This window comes from Microcoleus sp. B6-A1 (assembly GCF_036705085.1).
Classification (GTDB): Bacteria; Cyanobacteriota; Cyanobacteriia; order Cyanobacteriales; family Microcoleaceae; genus Microcoleus.
On the sequence record NZ_JAUBTU010000011.1, the window covers coordinates 21,010 to 43,731 of the forward strand.

The 22,722-nt window shown below is 44.7% G+C and carries 13 protein-coding genes; 8 read left to right on the forward strand and 5 right to left on the reverse strand.

Annotated features, from left to right (window positions below):
- Positions 1-27: 27 nt before the first annotated feature.
- Entirely contained in the window at positions 28-7,461 is a 7,434-nt protein-coding gene (locus tag QUB11_RS05955; protein ID WP_333201513.1) for a glycosyltransferase, read from the reverse strand.
- A 580-nt stretch (positions 7,462-8,041) separates the two neighbouring features.
- Between QUB11_RS05955 and ftsH3 the strand changes: the two genes are divergently transcribed.
- Positions 8,042-9,880, forward strand: a complete 1,839-nt coding sequence (gene ftsH3 / locus QUB11_RS05960) for an ATP-dependent zinc metalloprotease FtsH3 (protein WP_006633639.1) — start codon at positions 8,042-8,044, stop codon at positions 9,878-9,880.
- A gap of 459 nt (positions 9,881-10,339) precedes the next feature.
- Here ftsH3 and QUB11_RS05965 read toward each other — a convergent pair whose 3' ends face one another.
- Positions 10,340-10,486, reverse strand: coding sequence for a hypothetical protein (locus QUB11_RS05965; protein ID WP_333201515.1), 147 nt, complete (start codon positions 10,484-10,486; stop codon positions 10,340-10,342).
- 111 nt (positions 10,487-10,597) lie between these two features.
- Here QUB11_RS05965 and QUB11_RS05970 point away from each other — a divergent pair, with 111 nt between their 5' ends.
- The gene (locus QUB11_RS05970; RefSeq protein ID WP_333201517.1) at positions 10,598-11,236 is read left to right on the forward strand and encodes a bifunctional 4-hydroxy-2-oxoglutarate aldolase/2-dehydro-3-deoxy-phosphogluconate aldolase; all 639 of its coding nucleotides are present in this window, start codon (positions 10,598-10,600) and stop codon (positions 11,234-11,236) included.
- A 94-nt stretch (positions 11,237-11,330) separates the two neighbouring features.
- Positions 11,331-11,852, forward strand: coding sequence for a L,D-transpeptidase (locus QUB11_RS05975; protein ID WP_333201519.1), 522 nt, complete (start codon positions 11,331-11,333; stop codon positions 11,850-11,852).
- Positions 11,853-12,042: 190 nt separating this feature from the next.
- Here the strand turns inward: QUB11_RS05975 and QUB11_RS05980 are convergent, their stop codons facing one another.
- Together QUB11_RS05980 and QUB11_RS05985 are read right to left on the reverse strand one after the other, a co-directional pair.
- Positions 12,043-12,870, reverse strand: a complete 828-nt coding sequence (locus tag QUB11_RS05980) for a YwqG family protein (protein ID WP_333201521.1) — start codon at positions 12,868-12,870, stop codon at positions 12,043-12,045.
- A gap of 129 nt (positions 12,871-12,999) precedes the next feature.
- Positions 13,000-14,589, reverse strand: coding sequence for an Hsp70 family protein (locus QUB11_RS05985; protein ID WP_333201523.1), 1,590 nt, complete (start codon positions 14,587-14,589; stop codon positions 13,000-13,002).
- Between the two features lie 364 nt (positions 14,590-14,953).
- Here QUB11_RS05985 and QUB11_RS05990 point away from each other — a divergent pair, with 364 nt between their 5' ends.
- Entirely contained in the window at positions 14,954-15,643 is a 690-nt protein-coding gene (locus QUB11_RS05990) for a CPBP family intramembrane glutamic endopeptidase (protein ID WP_333201525.1), read from the forward strand.
- Between the two features lie 28 nt (positions 15,644-15,671).
- Here the strand turns inward: QUB11_RS05990 and QUB11_RS05995 are convergent, their stop codons facing one another.
- Positions 15,672-15,953 (reverse strand): ATP-binding protein, encoded by a 282-nt coding sequence (locus QUB11_RS05995; protein ID WP_445300756.1) that lies wholly within the window; start codon positions 15,951-15,953, stop codon positions 15,672-15,674.
- Between the two features lie 1,298 nt (positions 15,954-17,251).
- On the opposite strand from QUB11_RS05995, the gene QUB11_RS06000 reads away from it, so the two are divergent.
- The 4 genes from QUB11_RS06000 to QUB11_RS06015 all read left to right on the forward strand — a co-directional run bounded on the left by QUB11_RS06000 (position 17,252) and on the right by QUB11_RS06015 (position 22,685).
- Entirely contained in the window at positions 17,252-18,409 is a 1,158-nt protein-coding gene (locus QUB11_RS06000; RefSeq protein WP_333201529.1) for a glycosyltransferase family 4 protein, read from the forward strand.
- A 444-nt stretch (positions 18,410-18,853) separates the two neighbouring features.
- A complete protein-coding gene (locus tag QUB11_RS06005) occupies positions 18,854-19,975 on the forward strand; it encodes a glycosyltransferase family 4 protein (RefSeq protein ID WP_333201531.1) in 1,122 nt (373 codons plus the stop codon).
- Between the two features lie 105 nt (positions 19,976-20,080).
- On the forward strand, positions 20,081-21,448 hold the full coding sequence (locus tag QUB11_RS06010) for an O-antigen ligase domain-containing protein (RefSeq protein ID WP_333201532.1): 1,368 nt from the start codon (positions 20,081-20,083) through the stop codon (positions 21,446-21,448).
- A 442-nt stretch (positions 21,449-21,890) separates the two neighbouring features.
- A complete protein-coding gene (locus QUB11_RS06015) occupies positions 21,891-22,685 on the forward strand; it encodes a WecB/TagA/CpsF family glycosyltransferase (protein ID WP_333201534.1) in 795 nt (264 codons plus the stop codon).
- Positions 22,686-22,722 lie beyond the last annotated feature (37 nt).

A 22,722-nucleotide genomic window follows, 5' to 3' on the forward strand; every position in this document is an offset into this window, starting at 1 on the left:
ATTGAGCCGATAACAAATTACCTTCGTTTACTTCACAGCCACCTTAACCGCACCCCCAACCAACTGCTCGTAATCCTCCAACAACCACGGAGGCAAACAAGTATTCGCATCCTGAACCCGCAACTGTCCAGGGCGACAATACAGCATCGCCGCCAACAAATTATTTACAGCTTTAGGCGCTCCAAACCCTTTACTCAACTCAACAACCAACGATTTAAAAAACTCGCGATCGCTCTCATGCAGCGGCTCGTTAATAAACCCGCTGCCCAGCATTGCTTTGTAACCCTTACCAAAATCGCTCCGGTACAAAACTTCTACTTGTTCGCCGGCAACGCTCAGCCACAAATCGGCAATTTGCTTGCGAATATGCCGCAAATCTGCTATTACCAATTCAGCCGTCGGGTCGATTTCATAAAGATTGACGGCAGCAGTTAATTGATTGAGAAACTGCGGCAGATAATCTTGTTTGACAAGTGTTGGTTCTGTTGTCGCAAATGCGCTTTCAAACACCTTTTCGTAATCTTCAAGCAACCACTGCGGCAAGCGGGTGCGAGCATCGGGAACCCGCATTTTTCCCGGCACAAAATACAGCATCGCACCCAGCAGAGCATTGATAGCTTGAGGATGCACCAACCCTTTACTAATGTCGGTCAATTTCTGCAAAAACTGCTGTTCGGCTTCAGTCATGGATTCTGCTTGCAAGCCGCAGCTAAGTATTGCTTGATATCCCTTGCGAACCTCTCCTTGATAAAAAGTTGCCAGTTTTTCTGAAGGAACACTCAGCCAAAAATCAGCCATTTGTTTTCGGATTTGGCGGAGTTCCAAAACAACCGATTCGTCTGACGGATCGATGCGGTAAAGATTGACGCATCCTAACAGTTGATTCGCAAATTGTGGCGATTGAATGTATTTAGCTAGCAAGTCAGAAGTTGACTCAGAATTGACGGCAGATTCTGTCTCAAAAACTTGTTCGTAATCCCCAATTAACCAGTGCGGCAAACGGTTGCGAGCGTCGGGAATTCGCATGGTTTCCGCTGGGAAATACAGCATCGCCGCGAGCAAGGCGTTGACAGCTTTGGGATGCACTAATCCTTTGCTAATCTGGGTTAATTGCTGCAAAAATATTTGTTCGCTTTCTATCATCGCTTGACGTTGAAAGCCGCTCTTGAGCAGGATTTGATAGCTGTTACCGGGCGCACTTCTGTAGGCGGTTTCGAGATTTTCGGTGGGAACGTTCAGCCAAAAATCAGCGATTTGTTTGCGGATTTGACGCAGTTCGGATATGGCTGAGATGTTTGAGGAGTTTCGTTGGTAAAGCTGGACGTTGTTCGAGAGAATCTCGTCAAAATCTGGCTGCTTGGGAATGCTATCCTGTAAGTTGCGCGATGCTTCCAGGTGGCTGGTTTGCCAGTTGCCAAAGAGTTCTTGGAATAATTTGCCGATCGCCCCAGAATATGCCACACTGTCAAAACAAGCCGGATTAGCTTGCATTTTTTGCTGAATTTCCTGCCGTTTTTGCTGCCGCAATTGCGGGTTAGTGCCGAGGGTAACGGCTAGCTGAATGTAAGATGCTTCGCTATTGGCAATTAAATCCGGCATAGAGAGCGATCGTAACACAGCGGCCCCCATTCTCGATCGCAAAGTATCACCATCCCTAACCACAGTTGGGATCCCCACCTCTAACGGATCTACAAGCGAAGTAGTCCCCGCATAGGGATAGGAATCCAAATAAACATCTCCCAACTTCAAAACTTCTTTAACATCCGCACGGTTAGGAAAACTCTTCAACACCCGCAAACGATTACTCTCAATGCCATACTTAGCAAAAACGGCTTTCATATTATTCACAAAAGCCCCCCCAGGATAATGATTAGTCCAGCTAGGGCCGAAGGGCATTAAAAACAGCACAGAATTAGGAACAGCCGCCATAATTTTTGCCCATGTTTCCCTTAACTCCGGCACTAGCTTATACAAATTTGCACTCGAAATAAAGACAACCGATTCCTCGGAAATGCCGATACTATTTGGGGTGAAATTAACGTTAGGAGTGTAAGGTTCGAGGGTATAGCTAAAACAGCACCCAGGCCCGTCAATAGTTGCTAATTCCTCGCGATAATGCTCTTGTCCTTCAGTTGCAGGTTCCATCAACTTACCAGCAATGTAATAGTCAATGTGTCGCATTCCTGTGGTAATGGGAGAATTAAAACAGGTAGTTTGTACCCGCGCCAATCGATGCAATGCTAGTAAACTAATCGGATGAGTAACCGCAGTAATATTGGTAGCAATCAGCAGAATATCTAAGTCATCAGCGCGGATTGTCTGAACTTGACTTGGCAAGTCATTAGACAGTTTAACAAGTCTGTCAGCGCGACTCTGACAATACTGTTCGAGTTTATTCCCGTCGAGATTGAGAGCGTATAAAAAAATTTCAAATTGCTCTCTATTCAGATATTCAAAAGCGGGTAACGTGGCGAAAGTTTCCGTCATCGCCCCAAAATGTTTAGTCAGGACACCGAGGCGAATTTTCTGCCTGTTTGCAGGTCTAGCCGGAAAAATGCAATCAATCGCAGCGCCACGATTTTTCATGGCATATTCAATAATATCTGCCCGCTTTGTGTATATATCCTTGAGATTTTTACTATTGAAGTACAGAGGAATAAAGTTAGCACTTTGGGTAAAAAACCAAGCGATGTCCTGCCAGACTTTTGAGTTTGGGTTCTTGAATATATTGCTATGCAAATAACTGACCCATCCCTGCACATACCGGCAATAATTGTCAGCTTCTCCTATTTCTTGAAAGAGAGTAGGCGCAGCAAACATAAATTTGAGATAGTCGTTGACAAACCAATTAGGTATAGCTGCCTTTTCATAGTTCAGCAGTAACTGGTCAGCACGACGATAGAGAGAGGCTGCTAGTAGGTAGTTAATATCTTTGGGATTTTTAACTCCCTGGGAGAGATGTGCCGCTAGTCGATCGATAACAGTCTTTTCGGCATCTGTCACCGCTTCATCTTTGATGTTACTGTTGAGCAGTAGCTGCTGCGCCTTACCTGCATCACCGCCATAGGCATTTGCCAGTTGTTCAGCAGGCAGATTCAGCCAATAATTGGCAAGTTGCTGCCGGGATTGGCGGAGGTTAGCGAGGTTTACTTCATTAGCTTGGTCTTTTTGATACTCTCCCACATATTGGGACAGCAAAGTTAAAAATTGTTCGGGTTTGTTTAATTCAACTAATTCGTTAGCAATTAAATTGCCGTGTTGCTGCAAAATCTGCTGTGACCAACGCACTTCTTCGGGTTTGTAAAGTTGAGAGTGGAGGTGAATAATTGTGGCTCTCATTAATTCTAATTTTGGGCGATCGCCAGCCATTTTTTGGGTTCTGCTAGAGCCGTCGCCGTGCTGCCTGTAATAGAGATAAGGCTTAGGTAATCGATCGCCTAACCAGCCTTTTTCATAGGCAGACACCCAAAATTCCCAATCTTCGCATCCCAGCTTCATCACTTTTTTCAAGCCACCTACTTGCTCGTAAATCTCCCTTCTAAATAGGGAAGTAGCAGGGGCTTGATTGTCTCTCAAAAACCGATTGGCATCAAAGTCACCGTGAACAACTAAATCGCAGTTTACTCCGAAGTGCTGCACATCTGTATAGACAAAACCAACCTTGGGTTTGGCTAATAAAATTTCCACGCACTCCTCTAGAAATTTGGGATGAAGTTTATCATCAGCATCTAGGAATAAAATAAACTTTCCTGATGAGTGCTGAACGCCAACATTTCTCGAATCAGCGGGTCCCGTGTTGGGTTTATCTATGAGGCGAAGCGATTTTTGAGGATACAGTTTAATTAAATAATTGGCGAAGTTACGGGTATCATCAGTGCTGCCATCATTGACAATTATGCACTCCCAGTTTGGATAAGTTTGACTGACAACACTTTCAACAGCTTCTCTGAGTAAAGTTGCGTGATTGTAGCAGGGAATGATTACGCTGACGAGTGTTTCTGCGGAGGTGCGGTAGGGCATGGCATTTAGCTGTGATGGAGAGAGTGAAACAGGTAATGTAGTGGCTGGTTTTACACCTCGGCGAGTGATTCCATATTCATCCCATATTTGCCGAGTTTCTTGGTACGATATTGGCGATGAATGTTGCAAACCTTGTTGATTTTCGTAGTACAAGCCGAGAATTTCTGGCAGGTGCACAATATTTTCGGTTTTGCCAATCCGCAGCCAAAATTCGTAATCGCCAGCCGCCGTAAATTCGCTTCGGAAATAGCCGTGTTTTTCGTGCAGCGATTTTCTCCACATCGGCTGAGGGCCAATAATGCAGCGCCGTTCGAGTTCGCTGTAGTCAAATGCTGGCCACTTCCAGCGCTTTTCTGCTTGGGTTTTTGCAAAAGTATCGTTAGCTGTGCTGGTGATTAATTGGTCAGCATAAAGCAGACTTACTTCGGCTTTTTCGTCCAAGTATTTCGCCATGAATTCTAGGGCATCGGGGCGGTGTCTGTCATCGGTATTAGCATTAGTCATGTAAGCTCCGCGCGACATCTTAATGCCTCGATTCCAGGCTGCATATAGTGTTTCGCGCTCAGAAGTGCGATCGTACACAATATTCGGATATTTCGCTTGAAATTCCCGCACAACAGACTGTTCATTTTCTTGGGAACCGCTGTCAATCACTATGATTTCGAGTTGACCTTGTTTGTACAGAGTTTGCTCTACCAAGTCTTGCAAGCAGCCGCGGATAAAATTTTCCGAATTGTAAGTAGAAACGATCGCAGATACTTTAAAAGCGGAGGGGAGAGGCTGCGAGTTCTCACCATTCCCTAATTCCCCCTGCAAGGCTGCATCAGTTGGCTGTTGAACGGAAGCATTCTCCGAATGTGCGTGCTCAGCTACTTGAACCAAAGCTGAGCTAACAATTGCAGCCATTTTCGACCAAGAAAACTTCTTAGCTTGCTCTAAACCCGCCGCAATTAATGAGTTGCGGACAGCGGGCTGCTGTATTTCCCGCAAAGCATTGACAAGCCCAATAACATCATCCCCGTTTACATAAACCGCTGCTTGTCCTGCTACTTCAGGAATCGAACCGTTTGGACAGGTGATGACTGGACAACCGCAAGCCATTGCCTCAAGGACTGGCAACCCAAAGCCTTCATATTTCGACGGATAAACTAACACTGAAGCACCAGAATAAGCAGATCTCAGTTCGCTGTCGCTTAGTTGCAGCGTGTGGACAGTATTCCCAGAACAGTACAATTTCAACTCTGGTTCTAATATAGGTTTGCCACCTGCACAGACTATATCAAAGTCAAACTTGTTGGTAAGTTGAGAAAAGGCTTTGAAGAATAATATTCCGTTCTTGTAACCATGCCAGCCTACTCTTTCGCCTACCAAAAGAAAATAGGGCTTGGTAATGCTGTATTTTGACTTAAAGCCTGAAACTTCTTCTCTATCGGCTGGCGAAAAATTGGCATCAATGCCACAGTGCGCTACAGCGATAGAATTTGAAGAAATCTGCGGAAAAACCTTAATTAAATCGCGGGCTGTATTTTCGGAAATGGTGATGTAAGCAGAGGCGTGGCGGATACCGCAATGCTTTTCTCTCCACTCGGAATGACCAATATTTTGTCCCATCAACTCTGGGATCATGTCGTAGGCCATGAATACCGATCGCGTTGACAAAGGCGTTGTATAATAAGTAGAAATAAATAAATCGGCTTTTTCTTCATCGCAGATTTGTTGGAGCATAGCGCGATCGCGATCGGTATTACCATAATCGTAAAGGGGAATAGTTCGATAACGGATACCGGGAAATTTTGGGGCAGTTCCGTTTCGATCTAAAATGATAATATTTTGAGCAAAGTTCGTATTAGCCCATTCTTGCCAGAGGGATTTCCAAACGCGAGCAATGCCTGTATTATTATGTTGAAAAAATACACCATCAACCAGTATTGTTAACCCGCTTCGCGAGTCACCATCCTCTTCTATTTCAGAAGGCGGTATCTTTGCTTCTTGTTGAATATTAGTAATTTTTCTAGAAGCTTTTAAGAAGTCTTTCGGTAAAAACGACTCCTTATTAACCGCCGCTAATTCTCCTTTTGCCAATTGCTCAAATAAATCTTCCGGCAAGTGTTTTTCTGTTAGTAAATGAAGAGACGAACCATTTGAGTAGAAGTTGAGATTAAACTTGGCAGCAAGGATTGAAAGAGATTTAGCTGTATAAAGAGAAACGTGCTGACCTTCGTGAAGCACATAGTACCACCATTCATTAGGTTTAGGATTGCTTTGTGGCAGCAATTCTGTACTCAGTAAAATATTTCGGGAAATCTTTAACAATTCTTCCAGCTCATCTATGGGGTGAACCAGATGCTCAAATACTTCAAATGCCGTGACTAATTCAAATTGGTTATTTGCGGCTGCATCAATCTCAAATCCTTGAGCAAATATATTTTGACAAAACTTGTCTAGCCAGTAAAAGTCAAATCCCGCATCTCTCATCAGCCTGACAAATAGACCATAGCCACCGCCGTAGTCGAGAAATCTTGCTTGATGATTAAAGAAGTTAAATAATAAATTTTTGGTTATTTGTGAAAATGACAAATTTCTGAACGCTAAGCCTACATCACTGCTAGCTATTGGCTGAGAATAAGCTTCGTCTAACCAGTAGGGTTCCTCAGTTTGAATAAATCCGCAGTTTGAACATTGAAAATAATCTACATCATATTTTCCCAGAACTTTACCCTGGGCAAAATGATGGGAATCGGCTTCGCAAACTTTGCATTTCAGGGGCATATGATATAGTAAATTCTTAACTTGAGAAAGGAGAGATTGATGATTCCATCGGTCTATAGTTAGCTGCCTAATATCTGGCAAATAAAAATGGGGCATTCCATCTTTCTCATTTACTGAGCTATAGATGCGAACCTTTTCTTGCCTCTGCGATTCACTTTTAATTAATAAGTCTAAATGATACACGCATAAGTCTAACAATGTTTCGCCCGGTTTCGTGAGCCCGTGAATGATTTCGTGAATCTGACCGCTATAAGTTAGAGACTGGTTATATCTAAATATCCGGCGCTGCCAGTCAGGATAATGGGGAGGGCTTGATACATAATGATTTTTGCTAAAGGGGCTAATCCATTTACGAGTAATCCAAAAGTTATCTGTTTTTGCGGTACTCCCATTTAATTTTAACTGCTGTAGGAAGTCTAAAGTTTTTTGATCTATAAATTCATCGGAATCAATTACAAATACCCAGTCTGTTTTAACTTCTTGTAGGTAAATATTTCGCTGTTGAGAGTGATTCCCTTGCCACGGAGAGTGAATAATTCTTGCTCCATATTGAGCGGCTATTTCACAAGTCTTATCCGTACTACCACCATCAACGATAATGAGTTCATCATAAGCATTTGCCAAGGATGTCAAGGCGATCGCGAGAGTTTTTTCGGCGTTTTGTACAATCATACAAACTGAAAGACTTGGCATAGATACCTCTGTTGTTAAAATTATTAAATAACTCTTTTTGGCAAATAAACTTGGTTGATAGGTCAGTCCAGCTTCACTTTAACAGTCTAATATAACTTACGCATAAATACCAAATAAATCGGATTGTTTACAACTGCTAAAGACTCAAATGCAGTATTTCCGTTAAAAAAATCGGTTTCTGCGTCCAGGACTATTTAACTGAGATGTTGCATCATGCTCAATCAGCTTTTTATGAACAGGCTCTCCGGCCTGTTCCACAAAAAAATTTATCTCTTGTGGAACGGGATCTCCGGCCTGTTCTTGATAATGGTGCAAGATATGAGTTTAACCGAAAAAGGGATTAACCCGATCGCCCTTACTCATCTAGACATTGACAAATTCCATTTTAGAGTGTACTGGTTACAGCCCACGAGGTCAATTCCACGACCTCACCTGAGACCGCCGCAGCATGGCCGGGATTCCTCACCACACAAAAACAAGTTACAATTACGTTAAGATTGATGAACATAAATAAAAATTCCCAAATCACAGGGACTAAAAATTAGGAGGATCGACCTCGGTGAATAAACGGTGGAGAAACGCTGGCCTGTACGCACTGCTGGCTATTGTAGTCATTGCCTTAGCAACGGCTTTTTTTGACAAACAGCCCCCAAGCCGCGAAGTTTGGAAGTACAGTCAATTCATTCAGGAAGTCGAAGGCAAGAGAGTAGACAAAATAAATATCAGTTCCGATCGCAGCAAAGCCCTGGTCACAGCCCAGGACGGCAACAAGGTACTCGTTAACCTGCCAAACGACCCAGAACTGATCAACATCCTGACCAAAAATAACGTAGATATTTCAGTTCTGCCCCAAAGCGACGAAGGCTTCTGGGTAAAAGCCCTCAGCAGCCTGTTCTTCCCGATCTTGCTCTTGGTGGGACTGTTTTTCCTGGTGCGGCGCGCGCAAAACGGGCCCGGCAACCAAGCCATGAACTTCGGCAAATCCAAAGCTAGAGTCCAAATGGAGCCACAAACTCAGGTGACTTTCGGCGACGTGGCCGGCATCGAACAAGCCAAGCTAGAGCTCGCAGAAGTCGTGGACTTCCTGAAAAATGCAGACCGGTTCACCGCAGTCGGAGCAAAAATCCCCAAAGGCGTACTGCTGGTGGGCCCTCCCGGAACTGGCAAAACCCTGCTCGCAAAAGCAGTTGCTGGAGAAGCAGGCGTTCCCTTCTTCTCGATTTCCGGCTCAGAATTTGTGGAAATGTTTGTGGGTGTCGGTGCTTCCCGCGTCCGCGACTTGTTTGAACAAGCTAAATCGAACGCTCCTTGTATCGTATTTATCGATGAAATTGACGCCGTAGGTCGCCAGCGGGGCGCTGGTTTGGGCGGTGGTAACGACGAACGGGAACAAACCCTGAACCAGTTGCTGACAGAAATGGACGGCTTTGAGGGCAATACTGGCATCATTCTGATTGCTGCCACGAACCGCCCCGATGTACTCGATGCGGCGCTGCTGCGTCCGGGTCGCTTCGATCGCCAAGTTGTAGTGGATCGCCCCGACTTCGGAGGCCGCCTAGAAATTCTCAACGTTCACGCCCGCGGCAAAACTTTGTCAAAAGACGTGGACTTGGAAAAAATCGCCCGCCGGACACCCGGTTTCACCGGTGCGGATTTGTCCAACCTACTCAACGAAGCAGCAATTTTAGCCGCCCGTCGCAACTTGACCGAAGTCTCAATGGATGAAGTCAACGACGCGATCGACCGCGTGCTCGCTGGCCCAGAAAAGAAAGACCGCGTGATGAGCGAAAAGCGCAAAACTTTGGTAGCTTACCACGAAGCCGGTCACGCTTTAGTCGGCGCGCTGATGCCCGATTATGACCCCGTGCAGAAAATTAGCATTATCCCCCGCGGCCGCGCTGGCGGTTTGACTTGGTTCACACCCAGCGAAGATCGGATGGATTCTGGCTTGTATTCTCGGTCTTACTTGCAAAATCAAATGGCGGTAGCTTTGGGCGGCCGCATTGCTGAAGAAATTGTCTTCGGCGAAGAAGAAGTAACGACTGGGGCGTCGAACGACTTGCAGCAAGTGGCAAGAGTAGCGCGCCAAATGGTGACTCGCTTCGGAATGAGCGATCGGCTAGGCCCTGTAGCTCTCGGTCGCCAACAAGGCAATATGTTCATGGGTCGCGATATCATGGCTGAACGGGATTTCTCGGAAGAAACCGCAGCGACGATCGACGATGAAGTGCGTTTGTTGGTAGAACAAGCTTACCGTCGCGCTAAAGATGTACTCGTTGGCAACCGCCATGTCCTTAATGCTTTGGCAGATATGCTAGTTGAAAAGGAAACTGTGGATGCGGATGAATTGCAAAATTTGTTAGCTAATAGCGATGTGAAAATGGCGACGATCGCCTAATCAATTTTGGATTTTGGATTTTGGATTTTAGATTAAATCTAAAGTTTGAAATCAATAATTGGGGTGATTCTGGGATTGTCTGGAATCGCCCCGATTTTTTTATGAGTGCGATCGATCGATTTTAGATTTTAAATTTTGGATTTTAGATTAAATCTAAAGAATGATATTATGTCCGGTCGCTTCGCCCGAAATCAGGTAGGGGCGGGTTCACCAATAATATCGGCCAATAATTGACAATCTCAAAAACCCGCCCGGCCGGGATATTATGGTCAATCGATCGGACATGATATCAGACATTCAGCATACCTTTTTCCAGCAGCTAGCGCTTAAATTCTTCCCAGGGAACTCTTGGTTCATCTTTTCGAGATTCAATAATCACACAGTCGTAAACATCCTCCCAAAGTTCGCCTGGGTACTCGAAGTCAAGCAGCACCGCGACTTTTTAGCCTTGAGAGTCAACTAAGAACTGAAAGTCGATCGGTTCGCCACCTTCAGCCAGCACGTCCGCCCAAAAATCTCTGTGTTCTTTGAGGTCAACAATTGCAGCAGTTTTTTACCTAACTTGTCAGTTAAAATTTGAACGCCGTGCATATTGTAAATTGCCATATATCGAAGTTAGTAAGCTGTATTAAAATTATAGGCGACTCACAATGATATGAGTTTACAATTTGGGAGCCTTCCCAAATCTAAAATCTAAAATCTAAAATCTAAAATTGCATGAATCATCAATCTTGGTTGACACAACTAAAAAAACACCGGGCGATCGCAGTCATCCGTTCCTCAGAAAAGGAACTTGCTTGGCAGATGGCATCATCGGTAGCAGCCGGAGGAATCCAGTTTATTGAAATTACTTGGAACACCCACAAAGCCGCTGAATTAATTGCCGAACTCCGGTCTAAATTCCCTACTTTTAGTATTGGCACCGGCACTTTATTAAACTTAGAAGAGTTGCAACAAGCAATCGACTGCGGCGCTCAATTTCTATTTACACCGCACACCGATTTAACTATGATTAAAACAGCAGTTGACGCCGGAGTGCCGATCGTCCCCGGTGCTTTTTCTCCCACGGAAATTGTAACCGCGTGGCAAGCAGGCGCTACCTGCGTTAAAGTATTTCCGATATCGGCTTTGGGAGGCGCGGCTTACCTGAAAAGCCTGCAAGGCCCCCTGGGACACATTCCTTTAATTCCCACTGGCGGGGTGACGCTGGAAAATGCGAAAGTATTTATTGACGCCGGGGCGATCGCCGTTGGTTTAGCCGGAGACTTATTTCCTAAACACTTAGTGGAAAATCGCGATTGGCGCGCGATCGTCCAAATTGCCCAAACTCTCGCCCAAAATTTAAGAACTTGTTAAGCCCTGTTTCCCAATCCAACTTTTCAAATCTACAATCTAAAATAGGACAAGCCAATCTAAAATCTAAAATCTAAAATAGTACGAGGTGTGAGAAATGAACAGGATTATTAACTCAACTTACTTCCGTCGCGCTGGAACTTTCTGTGCCGGCTGCGCCCTCACTTTTGCTACATTCTGCGGCGGTTCAATGACCGCATTTGCCAGCGAACAGCACAACATAATTGCCAATAAAATTATGCTGTTGCAGCAATCCAGCGAACGCTGGATTGAAATAGATTTGTCAAGACAAAGATTAATAGCTTGGGAAGGAAATACACCTGTTTACGCGGTGATTATTTCCAGCGGCAAATCATCGACTCCCACCCGCACGGGAACCTTTGCCGTTGAAACCAAACACCGCGTTACTAGAATGACTGGGCCGGACTACGACGTACCCGACGTTCCCTATACAATGTATTACGACGGAGGCATGGCAATTCACGGCGCTTACTGGCACAATTTGTTTGGCAATCCCGTTACTCACGGCTGCACAAATGTAGCTGTCAATCACGCTAAATGGCTATTTGAATGGGCCTCGGTGGGAACACCTGTGGTTGTGCACAAATCTCAGGTTTAGGGAATTGGGAATTGGGCATCGGGCATGGGGCATAGTCGAACATTATTAGAACTTATGCACCGATGGTCAGAAACCGGGTTTTTTTGGGAAATACTTTGGTACAGCCCTTAGATTGAGTAAAAAACCCGGTTTCTTTGGTCGTAGTGCGTCTAGGACTGGTTTTTTACGCGTACTTGCTTAACTGCTGCCTTCAACCACAATCCCAATTGTAGAAAACCTTACTAAACTCTAATTCCCGGAGTGCTGATTCATCAATAAAAAAATTACCTATACCACCGTCTCCCCACATGATATCTACTGTCTCATTGCAATCGGTATCCATTTGGAATAGAAGAATGTCTGGCTTTTGTTTTTGAGTGGAGTTACTCCTATATTTTCTTACGTCGGTTTGTGTAAAATCAGGATAACCACCTATTTTATGACCAAAGGAAGGCCATATGTCTAGGTACTCATCCTCTATTTCAGAGCTCATAAATAACTCTTCAATTTCCGCGCCTAAAATTTCTGTAAATTGGTAGTCACTGGTACTAATCGGCGCATATTTTTTAGTAAACTGCAAGCTGCAACAGCCATCAACAGGAAAGTATTCGGGTTCTGGCAAAAAATCATAATTGGTAATGATATTTTCAACTTGGAAGTCTGGCTGAGGAAAATAGATTATTTTGATTTTTTGCTCGACTGCGGGATTATCTACATTGGCGTAATTGCCGAAATCTAAACCATATAGGTCATCGTCAGCTATATAGAACTGTAAGATACCCCGATCGGGAAAACCATCTAAAGGCGGTATTTCATCAAAGTTGAGTTGCGCTAGCAAAAATAAATATTTACCGTCACAAGTTTTGGGATATTCAAAGCCTTTAGGTAAATAGGGCAATCCCCCAAATTTACTCTGCCACCAATTAACGTCATCATTATTCTGGGTTTGAATTTCGATGTAAGGTTTAATGGTAGCTTCGATTCTGTCGCGATACTTTTCTAGTTCTGGAGAGAGTGGACATTCTAGTTTGTAGTTCATCTGCTTTTAATAATTTTAGTCTTGGACACACTCCATCAAAGAAACCGGGTTTTTCACTTAATCGGCGGGCTGCAACGAATGATTTTCCTAAAAAACCCGGTTTCTGAGCTCCTATGCGTTCAGGAATGCTTAACTTAGCTGCACCACTGGTTTATCCTCTAACAAAGTTTCATTTGTCAGCAAATCTTCCACCGTAATGCGTAAAAAGCGCTGTTCGTCAACGCGGAACAAAACTTTTATGCGATCGCTCCCTGGATACCCAGGCGGCGTCAATTGAGCGATACTGCGGGCTCCTTCTTTATCATTTAGAGGCTGTACCGATGTTTGGCCCGCGAGTTGGCGAGTAATTAGCCTGTCGCCGTCAAAATATATCTCCGTGCCACCAGTTTCCGCTCCCAATTCGCCGATAATTAATTCTATACTTGGCTGATTTTCTAAAGAAGCCCCCAAGACTAATTCTACCGGTTCGCTCATCGGATAGGACTGGCCGGATTTGATTAAACTGTGCCAACTGTGGCAATTGTCGCGGCGGTTCCAGTAGCGAATTCCGTAACTGTGATAGAGAAAATCTTTGATTTCTATGCCTTGACTCAGTTGCAGAGCACCTTGGGCGATCGCCTCAAAGGGTTTGTCGCAGCGAATTTTGGCCGGCTCGAAATATTGCTGCACCCAACGCCCGACAGCGGGAATTTGCACAGTACCGCCAACTAGCAAAACTGCATCGATATCGCCAATTTCTAAGCCTTGGCGCCGCGCTTGCTGCAATACTTGATTCATGCAGTCGTCGAGTTTGTCAAAAAATTGATGTTCCGCGAGGATAGATTCAAAACGAGTTCGGTCTAATTCTAATTCGTAACTCTCAAAATTTTCGTCATCAAAATAAACCTCAACTGCCTGATTCACCAAAGACAACTGAATCTTTAACCGTTCTGCCAATCTCGTTGTAATCGGAGATTTTGCCAGCCCTTTTGTTTTGAAAAAATAGTCAACAAGCCAATTATCAATATCAGAACCGCCTAAATTTTGTCCGGCTTTAGCCAAAACGCGGGCAACTTTTGTTTTTTGCGCTGAAGATTCAGCTAATAACTTTTCGCCCCACTTAAGAATAAAACCGAGGGGCTTTTTGTCGGCGGAAGCGTCCAAACGCACTAAAGAAAGGTCTAGAGTGCCACCCCCGAAATCAATGACTAACAGATTTTCGCGATCGGCTAAACCGTAACCCAAAGCAGCCGCCGTAGGTTCATCCAACATCCGCACCTGTTCTACTTGCAGAGATTGTGACACTTTGCCCAACCAATGGCGGTAAGCTTCAAAACTATCTACCGGCACAGTAAAAATCAAAGAATCGATCGGCAAGGGCAGTTCGCGAATTGAGTTCACAATTTGACTCAAATACCACTCACCTACTTGTTCAAAAGTAATAAGTTGTCCGTCAAGTTCCGGCACAAAACCCTGAACAGAAGTGCCAATTCCCCGCTTAAAATTGCGAAAAAACCGAGAATCTCCACTCAAATCCCGGCCTTTGTCGCGGACTTGCTGACCGAGTATGACTTTACTTTGAGCAGCGTCCTCAACGTAGAGTAAACTGGGAATTAGGGGCGGATTTTGAGCCGAGATTGCCGACAATCCCGGTAATTTTAAAGTTTCGGGCTGCTGGAGGACTTGATTCCAGCGAGCGACGACGGTGTTGCTAGTTCCAAAGTCAATTGCGATCGTCATTCAGCCAAAATACACAGCTACTAGGGATTAGATTATAATATGGTATTTGGAGCGGCAAATGCAAATAGATTCTCAAATTGTGCTTGAATAAAGATTTTGTTACAACTGGAACAGCTTTAGCGGCGGAGTCTTCAATTTTGTGCAACTGCATATTTTTGTGGCAACAAATAAGCGCAACTTTTGTAAACTGTACAAAACTCATACCATTTTACATTTTAGATTAAAAAATTGAGAATGACTGACTGCATAAGGGTTGGGAATTTGGGCATACAGTTGCATTGTTTATTGAAAGTGGTATAACTTGTCCGCCGCCACCAAGCTTTTTCCTTTGATCTCAATCCTATTTTTAAAGGAAGCGTGCAAAATGCTGGATATGGGCGATCGCAAAACAGCACTATTGGCTCTAACACTGCTTGTCCCTGCTGCTAGTATTGGTATAGTAGCAGCCTTGTATATTGCCCCTGGAAGCTGGGGACAAACACTGTCAGTCTTTTGTCAAGTTTGGTTGCTAGTTTTTCCGATCGCGTGGTCTGTTTTTGTCGATCGCAAAAAGCTGCATTTATCCCTGCCCAAGCGCCAAGAATTGCTGGCAGGAGCTATTTGGGGAATATTCATGTTTGCGATGATTCTAGGTATCTATCGGCTTTTCGGCCAGCACTGGATCGATCCTGTAGTTGCTAAACAAAAATCGCACCAATTAGGTATTAGCAGCCCTAATATTTACTTAATTGTTGAAGCATATTTTGTGCTAGTTAACTCATTAATCGAAGAATTTACTTGGCGGTGGTTTGTCTGCAACAAGTGCCAGATTCTCATACCGGGAACAAAAGCAATATTTCTGAGCTCGCTATTTTTCACGCTCCACCACATTTTTGTAATAGCAGCTTACAGCGACTGGCCGGCTGTGATCTTAGGTTCCTTAGCTGTCTTCGCCGCCGGGATAATTTGGTCGCATTCTTATCTGACTTACCGTTCGCTGTGGTCGAGTTATATCAGCCACGCGATCGCAGATTTAGCCCTGGCAATTATTGGTTGGCAAATCCTCTTTAACTAGCTGCTTTTTCAGCGAATATCGTCGGCAATTATACAGTAAAAATTGACAGTTTTTCCAACTCGTTCTCCCGACTAATATCTCCCCCCATCATCACACAGAATTTCTGGGCGATTGCCCATCCCAAACCCGTACCGCCGTAACGGCGAGTAGTAGACTCGTCCGCTTGCGTAAAACCTTGAAATACTCTCTCAATTTGCTCTGTATTCATTCCAATTCCAGTATCGCTGACTGTGAAACTAATCCATTCTTCAGCAGCCGGAATATCCGAACTGGGTTCTTGACTGATGCTGTGCAATAATCTAACCTTCATATCTTCCCACAGGAAGATGCTTTCCGTTCAGCCATCTGCTTTTAATTCTAGGTTGGGTTTTGCTGGCGATCGCATAATTTTAGCTGCATGAAAACTGGCCCACATATCGCTACAAGCATCGGCGGCCGGGCCCCCAAGATCACACCGATTGTCATCTGGAATTGCCAACTTAGGAAAAATTATGCTTTCATAACATCCAATTTTTTGTAGGCGAAATCGTTTGATACATATCACGAAGCTGCTGCTACTGCTTAGGAGTCAAAGTTTGCACGATATAGGCCGATCCACCTTGAGTATTCCTTTGATCTTTATAGGGTGATTTGATAATTTCTGCTGAAGTTTTGTTACGGTAATTACTTAGACAGGAATTGGGCAGGAACGCTACATATACTCTGCCCCGCAGTGGCAGTCTCTTTTGGGAATTTTTTCAGGCGATCGCCTTTTATTAACAAATTTAAAACTCAGGCAGCTAATTAAATTTATATTGGTGAAACTCTATGTTCTGTAGCACGATTGGGAAACCTATTTTTTCAAACAGTGGACGCCTCAAGCAGGTTTTTTCAGGAACATACGACAAGTGAGGGCGAGGGATATCGCTTGAAAAACAGGGTTTCTCCCCTCATTCGCACGTCCACGACGGTGATTCGCGCGATCGCGCCCCTGCAGGTATCTGAGAAAACCACCATCTCTGAATCTTGACAAAATAGGATAGTGTATCAAGCAATGCCGACTGCACAGTTACCAAAAAATCACAGCCACTGATGGTATTTATATCTGTTAGTTCAATGGGGCCATCAACATTCTCAAGATAAGAATTTCCCTCTTGAATGCAGTATAAAATTTTGCCAAAGGCGATGTCAATCTACTGCATATTGTTGCTAATGCTACCTTTATCCCCCACATTAAAAGTTGGCTGATATTCGGTTTACCGTACATCCCTGTCTGTTTGATCGTAAATGATGTTATCTTTAACAGAGGGTGTTGTCTAGCTTGGTGTTTGTCGCGAACAAAGCTCCTATTTGATGAGGGATCTATCTTCAGAAGGAAATTTCGCTGCTCGGCAACTTATCCCTATAGGAACTGTTTCGCGATCACATCAATCGTTATTATCAATGCAATGACAGTGAAGTTTTGGCAGATAGATGTTGGGGTGTTGCGAACAGTCGATCGGTTAGATTCTATGTAAACACCAGGAAAGCGGTAATTAATATTCACCCGCCCCCCTTTCCTTTTGGGATCTAACATCAGCGCTGGTAGCAGCGCCGAAAGCGAGTTAAAGTCGTCAGCGGGACTTAAAAATGAAAATCACCTTTGTTCTTCCTACTCTGTCTCTGACTGGTGGAATACGAGTAATATCTATTTTCGCCGAACTTTTGAGAAAGCGAGGACACTCCGTGTTCGTCATCTCTGTACCCCGTCCCCAGCCGAGTATGCGCCAGCAAGTCAAGTCGCTGCTGCGGGGAGGGGGTTGGATTTCCCCACCTGAAAACGAACCCTCATTTTTCGATAAGTTAGGTGTAGAACACAAAATTACCGATCGCTACCGCCCGGTAGAAGACAAAGATGTACCTGACGCTGACGTAGTAGTTGCCACCTGGTGGGAAACCGCCGAGTGGGTAGCAAAACTCTCTCCCAGCAAAGGAGCAAAAGCTTATTTTATCCAGCACCACGAAGTTTTTGACTATCTACCTCAAGGTAGAGTAGAAGCAACTTGGATGCTGCCCCTGCACAAAATTACGATCTCAGAGTGGTTAGTTGAGCTAGCTCGGACTAAATATGGCGATAGCAAAGTTTCCTTAGCTCCTCCTACCGTGGACACCAAGCAATTTTACGCCTGTCCTCGCAACAAACAATCGGTTCCTACAGTTGGCCTAATGTACTCTACAATCTACTGGAAAGGAACCGACATCGCCCTCAAAGCTTTTTCCCTAGCGGCCGAAAACATCCCCAACCTGCGTCTGGTTGCCTTCGGTACAGGGGCCCCATCCTCGGAATTGCCCTTACCGGCCAATGCCGAGTATGTAATTCAACCCGACCAAGACAAAATCAAAGACTATTACAGCAAATGCGATGCTTGGCTGCTGGCGAGCCGCTCAGAAGGCTTCGGCTTGCCAATTATCGAAGCGATGGCGTGCCGCACTCCCGTCATCAGTACCCCAGCAGGTGCTGCTCCTGAAATTTTGAGCGGCGGTACTGGCATACTTGTAAGACCAGAAGATCCCGAAGAAATGGCCAAAGCCATAGAGTCTATCTGTCAGTTGCCAAATTCCAAGTGGCAAGCCATGTCGGACGCCGCCTATGCCAAGGTGAACAATTATACTTGGGAAGATGCCACGGATCATTTTGAAGCGGCATTGAAAGTTGCTGTAGACAAATCTAAGCAGCGCGAGGTTAACATAGTTTCCTGTTCTCCCTACTACGATGTAACCCAAGGAAAAATTCCGGTTGGATGCTAAGTGCCGCGCGGCCCTTTGAAATTCGGCGCTACGGGCGTTTTCGGCGCCGGATTCTGGGGAGAAACTCAATATCGTTTGGTGGGGTGCTTTTGCCACAACTAAAATCGCCTCTGTCCTGTTTTCTACGCCGCAGTCTAGAGACGAATTCTGACCGCACCGACGAGGGAATACTGGTTATAAATTGCTCTGCCCAAATCTGAACCAGAGGGCAACGGAGGTTTTAAGGCTGGCTCCGTTACAGGTTAAACTTATCTAGTCGTCAAACATCTCCCGATTTGTAATGGGGAAAAGTCCCTGACGACAAAGTAAGATCGGCTCGACTATCGAGTTACGATCGCCTCCTGCAGAGATCCGCACCCCGCAGAAAAGCCAAACAGAGGCTGGTAAGTGCGAACTTTTTGTTATGGAGGAGTTTTAACCAGTATCAATCTTCAGCATCTACTCATGAAAATTACTTTTGTCCTTCCTACCCTTGGTCTTACAGGTGGCATGAGAGTTTTATCTATCTACACAAAACTTCTTCAAAAGCGAGGACACAAAATACTGATCGTCTCCACGCCCCCGCCGCAACCGACTGGGCTCCAACAATTGCGCTCGCTGCTCAGAGGTAGGGGTTGGGAGTCCGCTCCAAAGAAAGAACACTCTCACTTTGACAAGGTGGATGTCGAACACCGAGTTCTCGAAACCTACCGTCCAATTACCGACCTGGACGTACCTGATGCCGATATTGTCATGGCTACTTGGTGGGAAACTGCCGAGTGGGTGGCAAAACTCTCTCCCAGCAAAGGAACGAAAGTATATTTTCTCCAACACTACGAGGCTTTTGACTACGTACCAAAAGGTCGAGTAGAGGCAACTTGGAGGCTGCCGATGCACAAAATCGCTGTGGCCCAGTGGCTGGCCGATATAGCTCGGAATGAATACGGCGATTTGTCTGTATCTCTCGTCCCTCCCACCGTGGACACCAAACAGTTTTTCGACCCCCAGTCGCGAGCGAAGCAGCCGCGAGGCAAGCAATTAGTTCCCACAGTCGGGATGTACTATACTACAACTCCTTGGAAAGGCTGCGATATTGCCCTGAAAGCTTTCTCTATAGCTGCTAAAAAAATTCCCCACCTTCGTTTAGTTGCCTTTGGTTCCGGCCATACTCCTCCTCCCAATTTTCTGCCGCCTGGCACTGAGTATAATAAGAAACCGACTCAAGACCAACTAAAAGAATTTTACAGCAAATGTGATGCTTGGCTGTTTTCCAGCAGATCCGAAGGCGTCGGCTTGCCAATTTTAGAAGCTATGGCTTGTGGCACTCCAGTCATCGGCACTCCTGCTGGTGCGGCTCCGGAACTACTTGCTGGCGGGGGTGGCATACTTGTCAAGCCAGAAGACCCAGAGGATATGGCAAAAGCGATCGAGCAGATTTGTCAGTTGCCTGATGCCGAATGGCGCGCCATGTCCGAGAATGCTTTGGAAAAGGTGATAAATTATACTTGGGAGGATGCAACTAATCTCTTCGAGGCGGCACTATACACTGCTTTGGAACGTCAAGCACAATTAACGAACAAGACGTAAAATTGAGGTGGATTTAAAAGATTGGGATTGGGCGATCGTTTAAGCGAGAATTTTTATCCGGCAATTTCAGTTGTCTTTCTACAATTTTACTGCCAAAAAAGACCTATGGTTGCATTAATCCCACTTGCTATGTTCGGCTTTATTCCAGTCGTTTTTTACCTGTTTGTGAGGTTTCCGGCTCAGCGGGCAGTAATTATAAGTTTTGTGGTAGCATGGCTGTTTTTGCCGCAAGCTTCTTATCCCATCCCCTCATTGCCACCGTATACCAAAATCTCTGCAGCTTGCTACGGCATTTTGCTGGGGACTCTTATCTACGATACTGCGCGCCTCACATCTTTTAAGCCCGGTTGGCTGGATGTGCCAATGGTAATTTGGTGTTTGTGCCCAATCGTTTCACAACTTAGTAATGGTGGCAGCCCGATTTCTCCGACTTTCAACCAAATCGTTACTTGGGGTTTGCCTTATTTTTTAGGACGCTTGTATGTGGGTAGTTTAGACGGGCTGCGACAATTGGCGATCGGCATTTTTGCAGGTGGGTTAGCCTACATTCCTTTTACTTTAATTGAAGGGGTTAGGGGCCCAATTTTGCACCAAATGATTTACGGCGTCAATGCCTTTGAGGACTGGGGTCAAGCAAGGCGTTTGGGGGGGTGGAGACCAGTAGTGTTTATGCAGCACGGTTTGATGGTGGGCCTGTGGATGATGACAGCCGCCTTAATGGCTGTTTGGCTGTGGCAAACTGGGACGCTTAAAAAGTTTATGGGCCGTAACATCAAGACTTTAGCAATTATATTAACTATCGCTTTTTTCCTGTGCCGTTCTACTGGCGCCTACAGTTTATTTGCAATCGCGTTACTCTTATTATTCTCGGCAAAGTGGTTTCGCACCTCTTTGCCCCTGCTATTCATAATTGGATATATAGTGTTTTATCTGTACATAGCTGCATCGGGTCAATTTTCGAGCACAGACGTGATTCATTTCATCACTCAAGTATTTGGCGAAGAACGAGCCGGCTCTTTGAAGTTTAGATTTGACATGGAAGAGATATTGGGGGAAAAAGCGCGGCAAAGATTTCTTTTTGGCTGGGGAGATTCCGGCGGAAACCGCGTGTACGACGGGTACGGTAATGATATCTCGGTCACCGACAGCTTATGGATTATTGCATTTGGCGTCAACGGTGCAGTCGGTTTAGTTAGTTTATTTTCTTCATTGTTACTTCCTGTTATCGTCTTTTGCGTGAAGTATCCCGCCAGAACCTGGTCTAATCCCAAAGTAGCGCCCGCGGCAGCCCTGGGAGTAGCCTTAACTATGTACGTGTTTGACTGTGTTTTGAACGCTATGACTAACCCGATTTTTGCGCTGATTGCTGGAGGAATATCGGGTCTGGTCTTAAAAGCTCCAGAAAGTCTTAAGGCCAAGAAAACCAGTTCGCCACCAAGAAGACAGTCGCTGGTTCACCAAAAATTAGGATGATTTTCAGGAATGCGATCGCGGCTTCACTCAAAGCTTGAAAATATCTTGCATTCGCTGAATACAAAAACTAAAAAATCTACCCTTTTTGTATGCAATCAAGTTCAGAAGTTGCGAGATATTTCTCAGTCGGCTAAAATTTTAATCTCATAAACTCTTTTTTACCTTCATTTGCCGTGCTTCAACAAGTATTAGCACGGGATGGCTTTTTTATTGAAACTGTGTTGCCAGTTGTAAACTTAAAAAGGGGCTTTATACACTTTTTCTCAAACGATCTGATTCTTTACATAATCTTTAAAAATCCTGACTAGACAGGCATGGTCTAGGAGGATATACTGAGAAAAGTATGTTCACTGAAGCGCCCAAGTAGCTAAAACACGAAACTGTATTGTGGGTTATAATAGTTTGAGTTGTAGTTTAATATAAGGCGGGAAGGGAATAATAAATGAAAACAGTTAATTTATTGAATGTCTCCATCGATAACTTGTCAATAACAGAGTTGTTTGAAAAACTCGACTGCGAAGGTGGTGTAGTATTTACGCCAAATGTAGACCACTTGATTAAGTTGCAGTATGACCGCGACTTCTATGAAGCTTACAATACATCTACTTATAGAGTCTGCGACAGTCAAATATTGATGTATGCCTCCAAGTTTTTGGGTACTCCTCTCAAAGAAAAGATTTCTGGTTCGGATTTGTTTCCTGCATTTTATATGTATCACAAGGATAACGAGAAGATTAAAATATTTTTGCTAGGAGCTGCTGAAGGTATTGCTAAGAAAGCCCAGGAAAAAATTAACCAAAAAATTGGTAGAGAAATAGTGGTTGAAGCACATTCTCCTTCTTTTGGCTTTGAAAACAATGAAGAAGAATGTGAAAAAATAATTGACCATATAAATAAATCAGGAGCGACAGTTCTGGCTATAGGAGTGGGAGCGCCCAAGCAAGAGAAATGGCTGGTTAAATATAGGAGCAAATTAACACACGTCAAAATTTTCTTAGCCGTAGGTGCAACCATTGATTTTGAAGCTGGTTGCAAAGCTAGAGCTCCCAAATGGATGAGCGAAGTCGGCATAGAATGGGCGTACCGACTGTTAAGTGAACCGAGAAGGTTGTGGAAAAGATATTTGATTGAAGGTCTGCCTTTTTTCCGATTAATCTTAGAACAAAAATTAGGGTTTTATAAAATGCCTTTCATCGAGAGCAAAACCAGCCAGCTAGAATGGAAAGGTGGCTCCTAAAAAGGTGAGCCACAAATCTCTAGCATAAATTAAGCTG